The sequence below is a fragment of the Mycobacterium sp. URHB0021 genome (assembly GCF_054057895.1).
In genome coordinates this window covers 5279143-5296550 of record NZ_JBSRZT010000002.1, presented here as the reverse complement: position 1 = coordinate 5296550, position 17408 = coordinate 5279143, and the positions used below count along the sequence as shown (strand labels likewise).

Below are 17408 nucleotides of genomic sequence, written 5' to 3'. Positions count from 1 at the left end.
GACACCGGTGACATAGACGGGAATGTGGCGTACTGTCCCGCACAGGCCAACGGCCGCGTGACGCAGGTAACAGAACAGAAAGGCGCCGGACGGGTGACTGCGCAACCGCAACTCCTGCCCCCGAATGTGGTGTCCCATTGGTACGCGGGCGGGCCGGCGCTGGCCGCCTGGCGTGGACTGCCGCCGGTCGGTGAACGCTCACCCGAGGAGTGGATCGGCGCCACCGTCGCGCGATTCGGCGAGCCGGACCTCGGTCCCGCCCACCTGGCCGACGGCGCGCGACTGCACGACGCCGTCTGTGGCGATCCGCGCGGGTGGCTCGGCCGTGACGACGGCGAACCGGGCGACACCGGCGTGCTGGTGAAACTGTTGGACGCCGGCCAACGGTTGCCCGTGCATGTGCACCCCACGCGGGCTTTCGCCTCCCGGCATCTCGGGTGCGCCTACGGCAAGACTGAAGCGTGGTACATCCTGGCGACCGATGGCGACGAAGCCGCGGTGTGGGTCGGCTGGCGTGAAAGTGTTGAGCCCAAACGACTCTCGGATCTGGTCGACGCGCAGGACACCGAGGCGATGCTGGCACTGATGCACCGGATCCCGGTGCGGCCGGGCGACGGGGTGCTCGTGCCGGGTGGCACCCCGCACGCGATAGGACAGGGCATCCTGCTGGTGGAGGCTCAGGAACCGACCGACCAGTCGATCCTGCTCGAGCGCGTCAACACCAGCGCATCCGAGGCCGAGATCTTCCTCGGTCTGGACCGCGAGGTGGCGCTGTCGGCCGTCGACTCCGCGCCGCTGCCCGACATCACCCAGTTGATGCGGCACACCGACCATCGAAGCGTCGATGCCCTGACGCCGGTGCTGCCGGAGGCCGCGGCCCCGTACTTCCACATGGACCTGCTCGCGCCGGGGGTCGACATGCCTGCGGGCTTCGCCGTGGCGGTGGTGCTGTCCGGCGCCGGGTCGCTCCACGCAGCGCGCGGTGACTCCATCTCAGTGTCCACCGGGAACACACTGGTCGTGCCCGCGTCCTGCGGTGCGTGGCGCGTCGATGGCGATGTCCGCTTGCTGGCGTGCCGGCCCGGTGACTCCTGGCCACCGCAGCGCGTACCGACCTCAGGGGAAGGCGCAGCATGACCGCACTGCTGGAGGCACGCGGCCTGTCGCGCAGCTTCGGCCACGTTCGCGCGCTGGACGGCGCGGACTTCGACGTCAACCCCGGGGAGGTGGTCGGACTGATCGGCGACAACGGGGCAGGCAAGTCCACGCTCATCAAGGCGCTGTCGGGCAATCTCGACCTGGACGCCGGTCAGATCTACTTCGACGGCAGCCCGGTCCAGCTGTCCGGGCCGCGGCAGGCAGAAGAGCTGGGCATCGAGGTGGTGTACCAGGACCTGGCGCTGGCACCGCATCTCAATCCCGTCCAGAATGTCTTCCTCGGCCGTGAAATTCTGCGGAACGGAATCCTGGGTCGTCTCGGGTTCATGGACGAGAAGGAGATGCGCCGCCTCGCGGTCGCGTCCTTCGCCGAACTCGGCGCCACGGTGAAATCGCTTGCCTCACCGGTCGGTTCGATGTCGGGCGGACAGCGCCAGGGAATCGCGATCGCGAGGGCGATGGCATGGGCGAAGAAGATCCTGATTCTCGACGAGCCCACCGCGGCGCTGGGTGTTGTGCAGACCAAGAACGTGCTCGAGTCGGTCAAGCGGGTGCGGGACACGGGCATCGCCGTGGTGTTCGTCAGCCATTCCATGCCGCACGTGCTCGAGGTGTGTGACCGTATCCAGGTGCTGCGTCTTGGCAAGCGGGTCGCCACCTACCCGGGACACGGCACGACGGTGGAGAAACTCGTCGGTGCCATGACGGGCGCACTGGACGCGAGGGAGGGCGTCGCTTGAATACCGTCGCCAACGAGAAGGCCGTGGTGACCGGTGGCGCCGACGAGTTCGACCCGGCGCAATCGTTCGTCAAGCGGGTGGTCGGGTTGCAGGCGTTCTGGATCCTCGGCGTCCTGATCGCCATCTGCCTGGCCTTCACCGTCCTTGCCGGCGGCCGCTTTCTGTCCACCGGGAACTTCTCGCTGATTTCACAGAACGTCGCGGTGTGGGCGGTGCTCGGCGTCGGCATGACGTTCGTGATCATCACCTCCGGCATCGACCTTTCGGTCGGCTCGGTGCTGGTGTTCGCCTCCGTGGTGTCGGCGAAGGTGATGGAGGCGATGGGCGGCACGGGCCCCGGTGTGGCGGCCGCCGGCCTGATCACCGCGATTATGGGCGGCATGGTGTGGGGCGTCGTCAACGGTGTGCTGGTGGCCGTGGCCAAGGTGCCCGCGCTCATCGTCACCCTCGGCACGCTCTCCGTCGCGCTGGGGCTGGCCCAGGTGCTGACCGGCGGCATCGACATCCGCTCGGTCCCCGCCGAGCTGACCGACTTCAGTGTGTACACAAAAGTTCTGGGCATCCCCGGCCTGCCGTTCGTGGCGCTGGTGGTCGTCGTCATCGGCGGAATCCTGCTGCACAAGACCAGGTTCGGCCGATACACCTACGCGATCGGCTCGAACGAGGAGGCTGCCCGCCGTACCGGCGTCAAGGTCACCCGGCACCTGGTGCTCGTCTACGCGTTGGCAGGCACGCTCGCCGGCATCGGTGCGATTCTCACGCTGGCCCAGTTCGGCACCACGACCATCGCCGGCCAGTCGCTGACGAATCTCAACGTCATCGCCGCGGTGGTGATCGGTGGCACGTCGATCTTCGGCGGTGAGGGCAGCATCTTCGGCACCGTCGTCGGCCTGTTCATCCCGGCGGTGCTGCAGTCCGGGTTCGTCATCATCGGCGTGCAACCGTTCTGGCAGGGTGTCGCGGTCGGCTCGGTCCTCATCGCCGCCGTCTACGTCGACCAGTCCCGACGCGCCGCCGCCCTGCGCGGCGCGCGCTCACGAAGCCTGTTCAAACGCAGAAAATCGCAACGAAAGGAACGCCGGTGAACCGTAAGCGCGCAATGCTGGTCGCGGGGGCATTGGGGTCGATAGTGCTCGCCCTCCCGTCCTGCACGTCGTCGAAGCCGCAGTCGGAGGGCTCGAGCCCGGGTTCGGCTTCGGCTCCGGCGATGACCGGCGCCGCGCCCGCGGCGGCGGCCACCACCGTGACCGCACCGCCGAAGGCCAGCAAGAACTACAACATTGCGTTGTTGCAGGGGGTCACCGGCGACCAGTTCTACATCACGATGCAGTGCGGCGCCCAGGATGAGGCCGCCAAGCTCGGCGTCAGCGTTTCAACACAGGGCCCGCAGAAGTTCGACCCGACGCTGCAGAAGCCGATCGTCGACTCCATCGTGGCAAGCAAGCCGGATGCGTTGCTGGTCGCACCGACCGATGTCCAGGCCATGCAACAGCCGCTGCAGCAGGCGGCCGCCGCCGGGATCAAGGTGGTCCTCGTCGACACCACGACCAACGACCCGTCGTATGCGGTGTCGCAGATCGCCAGCGACAACGAGGGTGGCGGCCGGGCGGCGTTCGAAGCGATCAAGAAGCTGCACCCCGAGGGCGGCAAGGTGATGGTGATGAACATCGACCCGGGCGTCTCCACGACCGACGCGCGGGCCAAGGGCTTCGAGGAAGCGGTCAAGGAGGACAGCAAGTTCCAGTACGTCGGCGTCCAGTACAGCCACAACGACCCGGCGACCGCCGCACAGCTCATCGGCGCCCAGCTGCAGAAGGACCCGGATCTCGTCGGCGTCTTCGCCACCAACCTGTTCTCGGCCGAAGGATCGGCGACCGGAGTCCGGCAGGCGGGCAAGAGCGGCCAGGTGCAGGTCGTGGGATTCGACGCGGGACCGAATCAGATGCAGGCGCTGCGGGAGGGCACCGTCCAGGCGCTCGTCGCGCAGGATCCCGGGCTGATCGGCAAGTACGGCGTCGACGAGGCGGTGACTGCGCTGGAGGGCGGCGAGAACACCAAGAAGGTGCAGACCGGCTTCACGATCATCACCAAGGAGAACCTCGAGGGTGAGGGCGGCGCGGCGGCCTACAAGTCGAACTGCTGATCGGTACTGACGACGTCGACCAGGCGCGACACCGTATCGGCGACCGCGTCGCGGGCGGCCCGCAACGCCTTGCGGGGGTCCGCTCCGCCGGTGAGGGTCTGCCGCAGGGCGCCGCTGTAGGCCACGTTGAGCGCGGTGCCGATGTTCACCTTCACGATGCCGGCGTGCACGGCGGCTCGCAGTGTGTGGTCCGGGACGCCCGAGGACCCGTGCAGGACAAGCGGAACCGGCAGCGCATCCCGCAGTGCGCCGATCAGTTCGAGGTCGAGTTCGGCGGTCTGGCTGGTCATGGCGTGTGAGCTGCCGACGGCGACGGCCAGTGCGTCCACGTCCGTCGCGGCGACGAACTCGGCCGCCTGCCGGGGATCCGTGCGTACCCCGGGCGCGTGCGCATCGGACGCCTGGGTGTCCTTCCCGCCGACATATCCGAGTTCGGCCTCCACCGCGAGGCCCTGCGCGTGCAGCTGCCGGACGGCCTCGGCGGTGATGGCGGCGTTCTGTTCGTACGGCAGCGCCCCGGCGTCGACCATGACGGAGGAGTAGCCGGCCGCCGCGGTGGCGTGCCACAGGCCGGCCGTCTCGACGTGATCGAGGTGCAGGCTCGCCGGGACCGCCGCCTCGGACGCCAGGGCGGCCAGCGCAGCGGCCAGTGGCCGGAGCCGGCCGCCGTGGAATTTCACGGTGTTCTCGCTGACCTGCAGGATCACGGGTCCACCCGCTCGTTCCGCACCGGCCAGGATGCCTTCCGCGTGTTCGAGCGTGATCACGTTGAAGGCCGCGACGCCGGAACCGATCGACCGGGCGTGGTCGACGAGCGTCGCCGTGGTGACCAGCGGCATGATCCTCCTACTTGACGAGTCCCCAATTGAACGCAACCATATCCATGTAAACCCAATTGGGCAATGCCCTGCGATCGGAGAGTGATGTCCGCCTTCGCCGGTCTGGACGTCGGTACGACGTCCAGCAAGGCCGTCGTCTACGGCGAGGACGGCGCCGTGCTCGGCATCGGGCGCGCCCCCACGCTCTGGGACGTTGGGCCGCAGGGCGCCCAGACCGATGCGGAAACCCTCTGGCGCAGCGCCCGTGACGCGTTGAGCGAGGCGGCTGCCGCGGCGGGGCGGCCCGTGACCGCGGTCGGCGTCACCAGCATGGGGGAGTCCGGAGTCCTGACCGACGCCCACGAGCGGCCGCTGGCAGCCGTCATCGCGTGGCACGACGACCGCGACGGCGCCGAAGTGACCGATCTCATCCACCGGCTCGGCGTCGAGGCGTTCGGTGGGATTGCGGGAAAGCCGGCGCGAGGCCAATTTTCGTTGACGAAGCACCGCTGGCTGCTCGATCACGAACCATCCACCCGGGCCGCCACGACGCGCTTCGACGTCGGTGGTTGGGTGGTGCGGCGCCTCGGGGGCGACGTCGTCCTCGAGCTGTCGCTGGCCGGCCGCACCGGCTGGCTGGACGTGGCGGCGCGCGACTGGTGGGACGACGCGCTGTCCTGGTCGGGGGCCGCGCGCGGGCTAATGCCGCCGCTCGTTGCGGCGGGTGAACCGGTCGGACGGGTGACCTCCGAGGAGGTGGGTCCGCTGCTGAGGGGTGCACTGCTGACGCTCGCCGGACACGATCATCAGGCGTCGGCGCTGGGCGCCGGGGCCGGCGGTCCGGGTGACGAGCTGGATTCATCGGGGACGGCCGAAGCTCTGGTGCGCACGGTGTCGTCGGCGCCGAGTCGTGCCGACGCCGCCCGGCTGGCCGCTGCCGGCATCACCACCGACCCGAGCATCCAGCCGGACCACTGGACCCTGCTCGGCGGCACCGAGGGTGGCCTGGCGCAAAACCGTGCGCTCGAGATGCTGGGCGTCGATTCCGACGGACTGGCGCCGCTCGACGCCGCCGCAGAGCGGGCGTCCGGGGGCCGCGTCGTCGTCGGCGGCCTCGGATCCGACGCGCTCACCATCGGCGGGATCTCCGGCGGGGTGGGGCCGGGCGACATCTGGAAGGCGGTCGTCGCCGCTGCCGCCGACGAGGCACTGACGCTGCACCGGGTGATGGACGAGGTCGTCGGTCCCGCCGTGCGCGTCGTGGTCACCGGCGGGTGGCGGCACAGCGCAGAAGTCATGCGCGCCAAAGCCGCTCGCTTCCCGGCGCTGGAGGTCTCATCCGTCGACGAGGCGGGCACGCTGGGCGCCGCGACGCTCGCCGCGCGGGCGGCCGGTGCGATCGGCCGCTCCGACCATCTGGGCAACCAGTGACATCGCCCGAGCGGACTTGGTTCGCCGACGAACGGCATGCCGAGGTACTCCGCATGCTGGCCGCCCAACGTCGCGTCGAAAGTGCCGTTTTGGCAAGGCACTTCGGTGTCAGCGCCGAAAGCATTCGCAAGGATCTGGCACACCTCGAAGCGCGTGGCCTGTTGCGTCGCGTGCATGGCGGCGCCGTGCCCAGCCGGCGCCTGGCCGAAGAGCCCGATGTCGGCACGCGCACCGAGAACGCCGAGCAGAAGCTGGCCATCGCGAAGCACGCCCTTCGATTCGTGCCGGACGGCGGCGCGCTCCTGTTCGATGCCGGAACCACCACCATGCGGCTGGCCGAACTGTTGCCGACCGACCGTGATCTGGTGGTGTACACCAACGCGCTACCGCTGATGTCGATGCTGCTGCAACGCGGGGTCGCCGTGGTCGGTCTCGGGGGCCGGTTGCGGTCGGAGACGGCGGCTGCCGTCGGGCCGCTGACCGTGGCGGCGCTGGCCGAGATCAACGTCGACGTCGCGTTCCTCGGCACCAACGCGCTGTCCTACAAACGGGGGCTGACCACGCCCGACCCCGACGAAGCCCTGGTCAAGAAGACGATGTTGGCAGCCGCCCGGCAACGGATATTCCTGGTTGACTCAAGCAAATTCGGTGGTGAGAGCCTGGCCCGCCATGCCACGCTCGAGGACATCGACGTCCTGGTCACCGACAGCGCCGTCAGTGCCGAACAGCGTCGGCTCCTGCTCGCCGCCGACGTCACCCTCGAGGTGGCGCAATGATCACCACCGTTACGCCGAACCCCAGCCTGGACCGGACGTTGCACCTGCCCAGGTTCGTCCCGGGCGACGTCAACCGCGCCACCGCGACGATGGTGGAGCCGAGCGGCAAGGGCGTGAACGTCGCGCTGGCCCTTCACGGTGTCGGCGTGCCGGCACGTGCGGTGCTCCCGGTGGGCGGCAGCGCAGGTGACGAGATGGCCGCGCTTCTCGACGATCTCGGGCTCGACCATGTCGATGTGCCGATCGCCGGGGTGCTGCGCTCGAACATCACGCTGGTCGAGGCCGACGGGCGCACCAGCAAGGTGAACGAGCCGGGGCCGGAGCTGTCGGAGGCCGAAGCCGACGCACTGTGCGCAAAATCGTTGTGCCTCAGCACTTCCGGCGATTGGGTGGTGTGGGGGGGCAGTCTTCCCTCGGGGTTCACGCCGCAGCGGCTCGCCGCCATCGTCGCCGAGAGCAGGGCCGCCGGCCGGTTCGTCGCGCTCGACTGCTCCGGGTCGCCCCTGAAACATGTGCTGGCGCAGCAGGGCGGCGCGCTGCCGCATCTGGTGAAGCCGAACGCCGAGGAACTCGCCGAGGTGACGGGTCGGTCGCTGCGGACGGTCGGCGATGTGACCGATGCGGCGCAACTGCTGCACGCACGCGGTGTGCGCATCGTCCTGGTCAGTCTGGGGAGCGACGGCGCGCTGCTCGTCGACGCGGACCTGCCGCAGCCGTTGCACGGCACCGCGGCGGTTCGGCGGGTCGTCAACACCGTCGGCGCAGGCGATGCTTTCCTCGCGGGCTGGCTCGCTGCCGTCGACGCCGGAGCGACCGGTGCCGATGCGCTGGCCAACGCGCTGCGCTTCGGCGCCACCGCGGTCGAGCACGAGGGCACGCTGCTCGGCGTACCCGATTCGGGCCGCCCGGTCAGCATCGTCGCCGCGGCGGCGCAGCTGCCACTCAACCGTTGACGGGTTCGCCGAGCAGTTCCTGATCCACGCCGACAAGGACTTTCACGTGCTGCCCACCGCCCGACAGTGCATACGCATCGGCGACCTGGCGCAGCGGCACCACGGCGGTGACGATCTCGTCGACGTTCACCTCGTGGTCGACGAGAAGACGGATCGACTCGGCGTAGTCCTCCGGCAGGTAGGTGGCGCTGCCCTGGATGCGGACCTGGTGATCCTGGACGATCGCCAACGGGACCGCCACGTCGCCCGTCGGCACGCCGACGATGACGACGGTGCCGCCCTTGCTCGCCATCTCGATGGCCTGCCGGACCGTGGGTGTCACCGCAACACAGTCGAAAACGACGTCGGCGCTCTCGCCGAGCGCGGCGCGCGTCTGCGCCACGATGTCACCGGCGGCGGCGTCGAGCGCGACATCGGCGCCGAGGCGTACCGCACGCGCACGTTTCTCGGCCAGCGGGTCGGTGACCACGATGTGCTTCGCGCCGTGCGCCCGCACGACGGCCAGGACGAGCAGTCCGATGGTTCCCGCTCCGAGGATCACGACGGCCTTGTCACGGACGTCTCCGGCGAGGCGGACGGCGTGGACGGGAGTGGACATGGGTTCGATGAGCGCTGCGGCCCGGTAGTCCAAAGCGTCGGGTATGACGTGAATGCGATCCGCGGGGATGGTGAAGAAATCGGCCATCCCGCCCTGCTCGTAACCGCATCCGAAGAACCGCAGGTTCTCACACAGGTTCTCGGTGCCCCGGCGACACTGCTTGCACTCCCAGCACGGAAGGTCGGGTTCGACGGTGACCCGCTGACCGACCTCGACGCTGTCGACGCCCGCTCCCCGCGCCACGACCAGACCGACGACCTCGTGACCGGGGTGGTAGGGCAGCGCGATGAACGGGTGGCGCCCGTGCGCGGCATGGGTGTCCGATCCGCACACGCCGGAGACCACCGAATGCACCAGTACCTCGCCCGCCAATGGCTCGGGCGTAGGGGAGTCGACGATATCGATCGAGTCGGGCGAAACCACAACGCGGCGCATCCGTTCGGGTACACGCATGAGGACCTCCTGGGGTGAGTGCAGAACTACCCGCCGGTTGGCGGCAGGATCGTGCCCGCGGCGATGGTCAGTCGGCCTCCGTGGAAGCGGACGCCGCTCAGGTCGGCAACGGCGAAGGTGACAGGGCCGGCGGCCGCGGGGGCGCCGACCCCGATCACGGTGGCGACGCCTGCCGCGCGCGCCGCCTCGATTCCGGCGGGCGCGTCCTCGAACACCGCGCACCGGGTCGGCGACAGCCGCAGGCGCTGCGCGGCGAGCAGGTACGGGTCGGGGAAGGGTTTCCCGTTCGCCACGTCTTCGCCGGTGATCAGGACGTCCGCGGGCGGCAAACCGGCCGACGCCATCCGCGCGGTGGCCAGTGCGCGGTTGCCCGATGTGACGACCGCCCAGCGTCCGGCAGGGCAGGAGTCGAGGAGCTGGCGCGCACCGGGTATCGCGTCCACATCGGTGGCGCAGTCCAGCTCCTGCTGTTTGAGCTCGGCCACCGCAGTGGCGACATCGCCTGGAACGCTTATCAATTCGCCAACAAGGTCGCTGATCCGACGACCGTGCTCGATGTCGCGGTGAAAATCGAACCCCGGTGCCCAACGCTCGGCCCAGAGATTCCAGGCAACCGCCGCAGCGCTGTGCGAGTCGACGAGGACGCCGTCGCAGTCGAGCAGAAGACCGTCGACGTCAAAGGTCGCGACGTCGAAGCCGGCGGTATTGCCGTCGGTCACGAGGACACCCATGTCACCATCGCCGCCAGGCTATATGACACCGATGACAGAGCGTGTGATGATGGGCCTTCACCTGCTCATCCCGATATCGAAAGCGAGCAGCCATGGCCGACTTCACGGGTCGCGCAGTGCTGGTGACCGGCGCGACGGGCGGTATCGGGGCGGCCACCGTGCGTCGACTCGTCGGACACGGAGCGACGGTGTATGCCGGTGGGCGCAACAGCGCCGAACTCGCCCGACTGGAGAACGAGACGGGTGCGCGGCCGGTGCCGTTCGATCTCACGTCCGAAGACGAGATCCGTGCCGCGCTGTCGGGCCTTGAGCTGTGGGGCGTGGTGAACTGCGGCGGATTCGGCGGTGAGATCGCGACGCCGCAGGACACCGACATCGCGGTGTTCGACAAGGTGATCAGCATCAACGCCCGAGGCAGTCTGCTGGTCATCAAATACGTGACACCGGGCATGATCGAGCGCGGCCGCGGCGGGTCCATTGTCAACGTCGCCAGCCAAGCGAGTCTGGTGGCACTGTCCGGCCATATTTCCTACGGTTCGTCCAAGGCCGCGCTGGACAACATCACCCGGGTGAGTGCGCTCGAACTGGGCAAGCACAACATCCGGGTGAACAGTGTCAATCCCACCGTGGTGATGACCGAGATGTCGGCGTCCTACTGGGGACGCCCCGACGTCGGGCCGGCTTTCCTGGCCCAGATGCCACTCGGCCGGTGGGCCACCGAGGAGGAGATCGCCGCGCCGATCACCTTCCTGCTCAGCGATGACGCCTCGATGATCACCGGGGTGTCGTTGCCCATCGACGGCGGATACACCTGCCGTTAGACGTTGCCGGACGTCATGATCGACACCACGCCGACGTTCGCCGCAGCCGCCGGATGGCGTGTCGTCTCGGTAACCTGTGAAGATGACCGGGCGCCACGCAGCTAAGACTGTGGTGGCCGCCGCGTTGGTCGCGGTGCTCAGCGGCTGCGCAAACACGACGGCCGGAAGCGCGACCTGGCCGGGGGCCAGGCTCGAGAAGGCGGTACTGAAAGCGGCCGACTTCCCGTCCGGCGTCGACTACGACCGCGTGACCAGGCGGCCGGGCCAGCCCGACGGAGTGGGTGGACCGCCCACGATGTTGTCCAATCCCGAAGGCTGTTCGGACGGTCTCACCCGCGCGATCGCCGACACGGCCGAGCGCGGGCCTGGCAGCGCGGCAGAGTACGTCGTGGGTTATGACGGCGCGCGGATCGTCATGACGGTGTTGTCCTGGCCGCTCGATCTCGACCGCCTGTCGGCCACGGCCGATCGCTGCGCGCAGTTCGAGGCGTACTTCGACAGCTCGGCGCCCGGTATCCCGATGACCACCACCAGGATGCAGACGTCGCGACCCGACGCGTTGGTGTATCAGCAGACCATGCGATTGGGCAATGAGGAGAGCAGCGCCTACTTCTCGTTCGAAAATCTGGGCCAGATGGCCGTTTTCGGCATCGCGTTTCCCACGCCGAATCCAGCAATCACTGTCAAAGCCTCGCTGCCGCAGACGTTTCTGGACATCGCGGCAAAGCAGGCGGAGCGCGCGGCGGCAGCCTGAGGCGCGGATTGAGACGGCGAAAACTCGCCCCGGAACACAGGTGTTGGCGCTAACGTGTCCGAATGCCTTCCACCATGGTTACCGTCGACGGCTTTCCCGTGCCCGTCGACGTTGCGGGCCCGGACAAGGGCTCGGTCGTGGTGGTGCTCGGTGCCGCTCATCACTCACCGTCGGCCTACGACGCGGTATGCCAACGACTCCATACCGCGTCGTTGCGGACCATCATCATCGGCCCGGACCCGCGGCTGACGGCGAAGTTGGTGGTCGGGATCCTCGATGCGCTCGACGTGCGGTGGGCGCTGCTGGTCGGCGACCGGGTGGGTGGTGAGTTGGCGTGGGAGCTGGCTGCCACCCGATTGGACCGATTCATCGGGCTGGTGGTGATCGATCGCGGTCATCCACGCGTTGCCGATCTCAACGGCGTGGTCCGCGACGACGGCTGCCCGCCGGTGGAGATGAACACCACGGCACTGGTCAGCACACCGGCGTCGAGGGCGGTGGCCAAGGCCAGCCAGCGCTACGTCTACGGCGAGTTCCGGCTCGTCGACCTGCTGGGGCGGCGCAATGCGCAGGACGCCACCGCGCAGCTGGCGGCCGAGATCGTGATGCGAACCAGCACCTGGTAGCCGGGTGCGGTCAGTCCGGCGCTTCGGAAGGTGTCCACGCCTGGGGAAGCGCCGGTGTGCCCGGGAACAGATAATCGACGAAAGCCTTTGCGGTGGGCTGTGGTTCGTGGTTGGCCAGGCCAGGCCGCTCATTGGCTTCGATGAACACGTAGTCCGGTTCGGTGACGTCGGGCACGAGCAGGTCGATCCCGGTCACCGGAATCCCGATCGCGTCTGCGGCCTTGACCGCGACCGCGCACAGATCCGGATGGACCTCGGCGGTGACGTCGTGGATGGTTCCGCCCTGGTGCAGGTTGGCCGTCCGGCGGACCCGCAGCCGGGTTCCTTCGGGCAGGACGTCGTCGAACGACAAGCCCGCTTCGCGGACGGTGCTCTCGGTGACGGCGTCCACCGGTATGCGTGATTCGCCGCCCGTCGCAGCCGCCCGACGCCTGCTCTGGGTCTCGATCAGTTCGCGGACGGTGTGCTTGCCGGTGCCGAAGATTTCCGCGGGCCTGCGGATCGCGGCGGCCACCACCTTGCCGTCGATGACGACCAGCCGCAGGTCGTCACCCTTTGCGCGTTGTTCGATTAGCACCTCGGGGTGATGCTCGCGGGCCCGGGCCAGCGCGGCGTCGAGTTCCTCGGCGCCGTCGACGCCGACCGTGATGCCGTTGCCCTGCTCGCCGCGGGTCGGCTTCACCACGACGTCACCGACCTCTTCCAGGAACGCGTGATCCTCTTCGCCGAAGGTGGCCAACCGGCCTTTGGGGACGGCGATGCCCGCCTCGGAGACGATGCGCCGGGTCAGCCGTTTGTCGTCGCAGCGGCTCATCGCCACCGCGGAGGTGTACTCCGACAGTGACTCTCGGGTGATCACAGTGCGACCGCCCTGGGACAGTCGCATCTCGCCCGCCTCGGCGTCGAGCACCTCCACCCAGATCCCGCGGCGCATCGCCTCGTCGGCGATGATGCGCGCGTAGGGGTTGAGGTCGTCGACGGTCTCCGGCGGATGAGTGAACAGCGGTTCGTTGATCGCGTTCTTGCGTTTGACCGCCATCACCGGCACGCGGGTGAAGCCCAGCTTCTCGTACAGCGCGATCGCGGCCTCGTTGTCGTGGGCCACCGAAAGATCCATGTAGGCGCGGCCGCGGCCGCGATAGATGTCGGCAAGTCTGCCGGTCAGCGCCGCACCGACACCGGGCAGGCTCGCCGACGGGTCCACTGCCAGCGTCCAGAGGCTGGAGCCGTCCTCGGGGTCCGAGAACAGCCGTTCGTGGTCGACACCGGTGACCGTGCCGATCACGGTGCCGTCGTCGTCGCGCACCGCGAGCAGGTAGTCCACCGGATTCTGGTGCAGGTGGTTGTCCCAGATGACGTCGGTCGGTGCGGGCACCATCCCGCAGCGCACGAACACGCGGTTCATCTCGTCGGCATCGGCGGGGCGTTCCAGCGTGCGCACCGTGAAGCCGTTCTGTGGTCCCTGCGCGGTTCTATCGGCGGTGAACCGCAACCGGTAGGTGTGGCTGGGGTCGATGAACAGCTCCGCGGGAGCCATCGAGACCAGTACCTGCGGCTCGCGGGCGTAGATGCAGATGTCCCGCCGGCCGCGGCCCTCCTGGCGCAGCACCTCGGCAAGCTTTGCCGGATCGGCGAAGGTCTGGCCGAAAATCAGTCGGCCCCAACCCAGTTCGAGTGACACATCGTCAGCCATCGCGTCGACCAGGTGTTGCGGCGACGCGTCGTGCAGGCCCAGCGTGATGGCCTCGGGATGATCCTCGTGCGGTTCGACGGCGGTCATGCCGCGGGACCTGTCACGCCGTGACGCTGCAGCCACAGTTCCAGCAGCGCGATCTGCCAGAGCTCGTTGCCGCGCAACGGGGTCAGCCTGCCGTTGGGGTCGCCGAGGAGGTGGTCGACCGCCTCGGGGCGGAACAGTCCGCGTTCCTTGGCCGCGGGCGCGTAGAGGGCGTCGCGGACCAGCTGGAGATATGGCCCCTCCAGATGAGTGAGCGCCGGAACCGGGAAGTAACCCTTGGGGCGGTCGATCACGTCGGCGGGAACCACCCGGCGGGCCGCCTCCTTCAGCACACCCTTGCCCTCGTGCGCCGTCTTCAACTCCGGGGGACAGGTGGCGGCCAGTTCGACCAACTCGTGGTCGAGGAACGGTACCCGGCCTTCCAACCCCCAGGCCATGGTCATGTTGTCGACGCGTTTGACCGGGTCGTCGACGAGCATCACGGTGGTGTCCAGCCGCAGGGCCCGGTCGACGCCGGTTTCGGCGCCCGCGTGGGCGAAATGCTCGGTGACGTACGCCCCGCTCGGGTCGCCGTCGGTGAGGAACTGTGAGGTGACCAGCGCACCGACCCCCTCGGGACCGCGGTCGAAGAACGCGCTGCGGTAGCTGGCCACCGAGCCGTCCAGCGACGCCGCGCCGGGCTCACCCATCGGGGGATACCAGTGATAGCCGGCGAATACCTCGTCGGCGCCCTGACCGGACTGCACGACCTTGACGTGCTTGGCCACCTCCTGGCTGAGCAGGTAGAAAGCGACGCAGTCGTGGCTGACCATCGGTTCGCTCATCGCGCCGATCGCGCCGTCGAGCGCGGGCAGCATCCGGTCGGTGCCGATGCGGATCTGGTGGTGATCGGTCGCGAACCGCTCGGCGATGATGTCGGAGTAGCGGAACTCGTCGCCCTTGACGCCGCCGACCGATTCGAAGCCGATGGAGAACGTCTTCAGTCCCTGTTGGCCGGCCTCGGCGAGCAGGCCGACGATCAGGCTGGAGTCCACACCGCCCGACAGCAGGCACCCGACCGGTACATCGGCCACCAACCGGCGTTCGACGGCCACCCGCAGCGAGGCGAGAACCGCGTCCCTCCAGTCCCGTTCGGACCAGTCGGCCCGGTCAGCGTTCCGGGTGAAGCCGGGCTCCCAGTAGGTGGTCGTGGTGACGCGGCCGTCCGGTTCGATCGCGACCAGCGACGCGGGGGGCACCTTGCTCACCCCGCGCAGGATCGTGCGCGGTGGCGGGACGACCGAATGGAAAGTCAGGTAGTGATGCAGCGCGACCGGGTCGATCCGGGTGTCGACGCCCCCACCGGCGAGCAGGGCCGGCAGTGATGACGCGAACCGGATGCGGTGGCTGTCCCCGGTCAGGTAGAGGGGTTTGATGCCCAGGCGGTCACGGCCGAGCAGCACCCTGCCGCCGTCCCGCTCGACGATGGCGAAGGCGAACATGCCCAGCAGATGGTCGACGAAGCGGTCGCCCCAGTGGTGATAGGCCTTGAGCAGGACCTCGGTGTCGCTGGTGGAGAAGAAGCGGTAGCCGTGCCCGCTCAGCTCGCGCCGCAGATCCTGGTAGTTGTAGATGCAGCCGTTCCAGGCGACTGCCAGGCCCAGTTCCGAGTCGATCATCGGCTGGGCGCCGGCCTCGGACAGGTCGATGATCTTCAGCCGGCGGTGGCCCAGCGCAACCCGCCCCTGCGACCACACACCCGCACCGTCCGGGCCCCGCGGCGCCATCGTCTCCGCCATGGCCGAGACAGCCCTCACATCGGGGTTCTGGCCGTCGAGACGCACCTCACCGGTGGCTCCACACACCCGAAGGACACTACCCGAGTTCGCGCCGACGGACACTCGGCGGCCATGTGACGTTTGCCGGATGGGCCGACGGGGGTGGTTGCTAGGAGACGCCCTCCAGCGCCTCGCCGGTTTCGTCGACCTGCTTGATCGGACCGGTGAACCAATTCTTCACCGACACGTGCCAGTAGATGTAGAGCAGGATCAGCACGCCGCCGACGAGTAGCGGGGTGTAATTCACGAACTTCCATTCGAAGCTCCCGCCCCAAGGCACACCGCCGATGGACGTCGGGAACAGCGCGATAATCGACGTCACGGCGATCTCGATCAGCGCGACGGGCGCCATCCACTTGTGGTGCCCCCGCAGATTCCATCGGCCTACCTGGAATGAATCTCCGAGTTTCCAGCGGTAGTAGATCGGCACGGCGAAGCACAGGTACAGCCCGACCACGCCGATCGACACCACTGCGTAGAACGCGATGGGGGCGGGTGCGCCGTTGATGTCGACCGCGACGAGCGCGGGCAGTGTGATGATCGCGGCCAGCACCGCGGTGACCATGACCCCGTTGGCGGGGATCCTGTTCTTGCTCACCTTGGACCACAGCTGGTGACCCGGGACGGCGCGGTCGCGGCTGAACGCGAACAGCATTCGCGACGCACTGGTCTGGCAGGCGGTGGTGCAGAAGAACTGGCCCGCGCTCGAGATCAGCAGCACGATGGCCACCCACTGGGTGTCCAGCGCCTGCGCGAAGATGACCTGCACGAGGCCGCCGCCCGCCGTCACCTCGTCCACGTTCTGAACCGCGAACAGGAACGACAGCAGCAGGATCCAGCCACCGATGGCCGAATAGAAGATCGAGCGCCAGATGCCCTTGGCCGCACCGTCGGCCGCGCTCTTGGTCTCCTCGGACAGATGCGCCGACGCGTCATAGCCGGTGATCGTGTACTGGGTCAGGATCGCGGCGATCGGCAGCACGAAGATCAGCCAGCCGAACCCCTTGTCGCCGTTGAACATTCCGGTGTTGTTGACGGTCGTGGCGAATACGTCGCTGAAGCTGGCGTGCCGCTTGGGAAGCAGGAAGAGGATGAGGATGACGGCCGCCGCGCCCGCCACGTGCCACCACACGGAGATGTTGTTGATGACGGCCAGGAGATGGCTGGAGAAGATGTTGATGGTCGCCGACACCGCCAGGATGATCACGAACATGATGAAGACCCTGGTCAGGCTGTAGCCCGCGGCCCAGGTTTCGCTGAATGTGGATAGCGTCAGATCCAGGAACGTGGCGCAGCCGTAGGCGACCGACGCCAGGATGGCGATCAATCCGATCAGGTTGAGCCAGCCCGTGTAGAAGCCGGCCTTGGCGCCGCCGAGTTTGCTTGCCCACCAGTAGATGCCGCCCGAGGTCGGATACGCCGACACCAGTTCGGACATGCACAGCCCGATGATCAGGATGAAGGCCGAGACAATCGGCCAGCCCCACGCGATGGCGGCCGGGCCGCCGTTGTTCCAGCCGAGGCCGAACGAAGTGAAGCAACCCGCCAGGATCGAGATGATCGAGAACGAGATGGCGAAGTTGCTGAAGCCGGACCAGCTCCGGTTCAGCTCCTGCACGTAGCCGAGGCTGGCGAGATGTTTCTCGTCGTCGTCGAGCAGTTCGTGACCCTCTGGCATGGCGGTCTCCTTAGCCTTGAACGGGGGCGGTACTCACGCTCACTGACTAGGAACAATAGAGCGCCATTGGTCGGTTGTCCTACCTTTGGCGGTGACGGATGCGTAAACCTTGACGGGCTCAGAATCCTTGACGGTGGAGTTCGCCCCTCGCTATTGTCCAAGTTGTCTGACAA

Annotated in this window: 16 protein-coding genes; 10 read left to right on the top strand and 6 right to left on the bottom strand. The window is 68.2% G+C overall.

From position 1 onward, the window contains the following. Nucleotides 1-93 precede the first annotated feature (93 nt). From ACVWWN_RS28495 to ACVWWN_RS28480, 4 genes are read left to right on the top strand one after another with little or no spacing between them, the layout of a single operon-like run. A complete protein-coding gene (locus tag ACVWWN_RS28495; protein WP_457146859.1) occupies nt 94-1137 on the top strand; it encodes a class I mannose-6-phosphate isomerase in 1044 nt (347 codons plus the stop codon). After that, a complete protein-coding gene (locus ACVWWN_RS28490) occupies nt 1134-1898 on the top strand; it encodes an ATP-binding cassette domain-containing protein (protein WP_457146858.1) in 765 nt (254 codons plus the stop codon). Before ACVWWN_RS28495 ends, ACVWWN_RS28490 begins: the two co-directional genes overlap by 4 nt. Continuing rightward, nucleotides 1895-2983 carry an ABC transporter permease gene (locus tag ACVWWN_RS28485; RefSeq protein ID WP_457146857.1) on the top strand — a complete coding sequence of 363 codons (1089 nt, stop codon included), beginning with the start codon at nt 1895-1897 and terminating at the stop codon, nt 2981-2983. The genes ACVWWN_RS28490 and ACVWWN_RS28485 overlap by 4 nt, the downstream gene beginning before the upstream one ends. Next, nucleotides 2980-4041 (top strand): ABC transporter substrate-binding protein, encoded by a 1062-nt coding sequence (locus tag ACVWWN_RS28480; RefSeq protein ID WP_457146856.1) that lies wholly within the window; start codon nt 2980-2982, stop codon nt 4039-4041. The genes ACVWWN_RS28485 and ACVWWN_RS28480 overlap by 4 nt, the downstream gene beginning before the upstream one ends. Here ACVWWN_RS28480 and ACVWWN_RS28475 read toward each other — a convergent pair. Next, on the bottom strand, nt 4023-4880 hold the full coding sequence (locus ACVWWN_RS28475; protein WP_457146855.1) for a class II fructose-bisphosphate aldolase: 858 nt from the start codon (nt 4878-4880) through the stop codon (nt 4023-4025). The two genes, ACVWWN_RS28480 and ACVWWN_RS28475, sit on opposite strands and share 19 nt — an antisense overlap. An 84-nt stretch (nt 4881-4964) precedes the next feature. Here ACVWWN_RS28475 and ACVWWN_RS28470 point away from each other — a divergent pair, with 84 nt between their 5' ends. Genes ACVWWN_RS28470 through ACVWWN_RS28460 form a run of 3 tightly spaced genes read left to right on the top strand, consistent with a single transcriptional unit; the run spans nt 4965 to nt 8019 of the window. Next, nucleotides 4965-6290 (top strand): FGGY family carbohydrate kinase, encoded by a 1326-nt coding sequence (locus tag ACVWWN_RS28470; protein WP_457146854.1) that lies wholly within the window; start codon nt 4965-4967, stop codon nt 6288-6290. Beyond that, on the top strand, nt 6287-7066 hold the full coding sequence (locus ACVWWN_RS28465) for a DeoR/GlpR family DNA-binding transcription regulator (protein WP_457146853.1): 780 nt from the start codon (nt 6287-6289) through the stop codon (nt 7064-7066). Before ACVWWN_RS28470 ends, ACVWWN_RS28465 begins: the two co-directional genes overlap by 4 nt. After that, nucleotides 7063-8019, top strand: coding sequence for a 1-phosphofructokinase family hexose kinase (locus ACVWWN_RS28460; protein WP_457146852.1), 957 nt, complete (start codon nt 7063-7065; stop codon nt 8017-8019). Before ACVWWN_RS28465 ends, ACVWWN_RS28460 begins: the two co-directional genes overlap by 4 nt. On the opposite strand, the gene ACVWWN_RS28455 is transcribed toward ACVWWN_RS28460, so the two are convergent. Both ACVWWN_RS28455 and ACVWWN_RS28450 read right to left on the bottom strand, forming a co-directional pair. Next, nucleotides 8009-9070, bottom strand: a complete 1062-nt coding sequence (locus ACVWWN_RS28455; protein ID WP_457146851.1) for a zinc-dependent alcohol dehydrogenase — start codon at nt 9068-9070, stop codon at nt 8009-8011. The two genes, ACVWWN_RS28460 and ACVWWN_RS28455, sit on opposite strands and share 11 nt — an antisense overlap. Before the next feature lie 26 nt (nt 9071-9096). Continuing rightward, nucleotides 9097-9801: an HAD-IA family hydrolase gene (locus ACVWWN_RS28450; protein ID WP_457146850.1), complete on the bottom strand. Its 705-nt coding sequence runs from the start codon at nt 9799-9801 to the stop codon at nt 9097-9099. Nucleotides 9802-9893: 92 nt separating this feature from the next. Here ACVWWN_RS28450 and ACVWWN_RS28445 point away from each other — a divergent pair, with 92 nt between their 5' ends. The 3 genes from ACVWWN_RS28445 to ACVWWN_RS28435 all read left to right on the top strand — a co-directional run bounded on the left by ACVWWN_RS28445 (nt 9894) and on the right by ACVWWN_RS28435 (nt 12002). Continuing rightward, nucleotides 9894-10622 (top strand): SDR family oxidoreductase, encoded by a 729-nt coding sequence (locus tag ACVWWN_RS28445; protein WP_457146849.1) that lies wholly within the window; start codon nt 9894-9896, stop codon nt 10620-10622. An 82-nt stretch (nt 10623-10704) separates the two neighbouring features. Further along, a complete protein-coding gene (locus tag ACVWWN_RS28440; protein WP_457146848.1) occupies nt 10705-11376 on the top strand; it encodes a hypothetical protein in 672 nt (223 codons plus the stop codon). Between the two features lie 62 nt (nt 11377-11438). Continuing rightward, entirely contained in the window at nt 11439-12002 is a 564-nt protein-coding gene (locus ACVWWN_RS28435; RefSeq protein WP_457146847.1) for an alpha/beta fold hydrolase, read from the top strand. 10 nt (nt 12003-12012) lie between these two features. Here ACVWWN_RS28435 and ngg read toward each other — a convergent pair whose 3' ends face one another. The 3 genes from ngg to ACVWWN_RS28420 form a co-directional block, all read right to left on the bottom strand. Next, a complete protein-coding gene (gene ngg / locus ACVWWN_RS28430; RefSeq protein ID WP_457146846.1) occupies nt 12013-13782 on the bottom strand; it encodes an N-acetylglutaminylglutamine synthetase in 1770 nt (589 codons plus the stop codon). Then, nucleotides 13779-15584: an N-acetylglutaminylglutamine amidotransferase gene (locus ACVWWN_RS28425; protein ID WP_457146845.1), complete on the bottom strand. Its 1806-nt coding sequence runs from the start codon at nt 15582-15584 to the stop codon at nt 13779-13781. Before ACVWWN_RS28425 ends, ngg begins: the two co-directional genes overlap by 4 nt. Before the next feature lie 82 nt (nt 15585-15666). Then, on the bottom strand, nt 15667-17235 hold the full coding sequence (locus tag ACVWWN_RS28420; protein WP_457146844.1) for an amino acid permease: 1569 nt from the start codon (nt 17233-17235) through the stop codon (nt 15667-15669). Nucleotides 17236-17408 lie beyond the last annotated feature (173 nt).

Excerpts from the sequence above, each read along its gene's own strand:
- ACVWWN_RS28440 (WP_457146848.1), top strand. The coding sequence starts at position 10,705 with ATGACCGGGCGCCACGCAGCTAAGACTGTGGTGGCCGCCGCGTTGGTC.
- ACVWWN_RS28490 (WP_457146858.1), top strand. The coding sequence starts at position 1,134 with ATGACCGCACTGCTGGAGGCACGCGGCCTGTCGCGCAGCTTCGGCCAC.
- ACVWWN_RS28470 (WP_457146854.1), top strand. The coding sequence starts at position 4,965 with ATGTCCGCCTTCGCCGGTCTGGACGTCGGTACGACGTCCAGCAAGGCC.
- ACVWWN_RS28435 (WP_457146847.1), top strand. The coding sequence starts at position 11,439 with ATGCCTTCCACCATGGTTACCGTCGACGGCTTTCCCGTGCCCGTCGAC.
- ACVWWN_RS28460 (WP_457146852.1), top strand. The coding sequence starts at position 7,063 with ATGATCACCACCGTTACGCCGAACCCCAGCCTGGACCGGACGTTGCAC.
- ACVWWN_RS28445 (WP_457146849.1), top strand. The coding sequence starts at position 9,894 with ATGGCCGACTTCACGGGTCGCGCAGTGCTGGTGACCGGCGCGACGGGC.
- ngg (WP_457146846.1), bottom strand. The coding sequence starts at position 13,782 with ATGACCGCCGTCGAACCGCACGAGGATCATCCCGAGGCCATCACGCTG.
- ACVWWN_RS28475 (WP_457146855.1), bottom strand. The coding sequence starts at position 4,880 with ATGCCGCTGGTCACCACGGCGACGCTCGTCGACCACGCCCGGTCGATC.
- ACVWWN_RS28450 (WP_457146850.1), bottom strand. The coding sequence starts at position 9,801 with ATGGGTGTCCTCGTGACCGACGGCAATACCGCCGGCTTCGACGTCGCG.
- ACVWWN_RS28455 (WP_457146851.1), bottom strand. The coding sequence starts at position 9,070 with ATGCGTGTACCCGAACGGATGCGCCGCGTTGTGGTTTCGCCCGACTCG.
- ACVWWN_RS28420 (WP_457146844.1), bottom strand. The coding sequence starts at position 17,235 with ATGCCAGAGGGTCACGAACTGCTCGACGACGACGAGAAACATCTCGCC.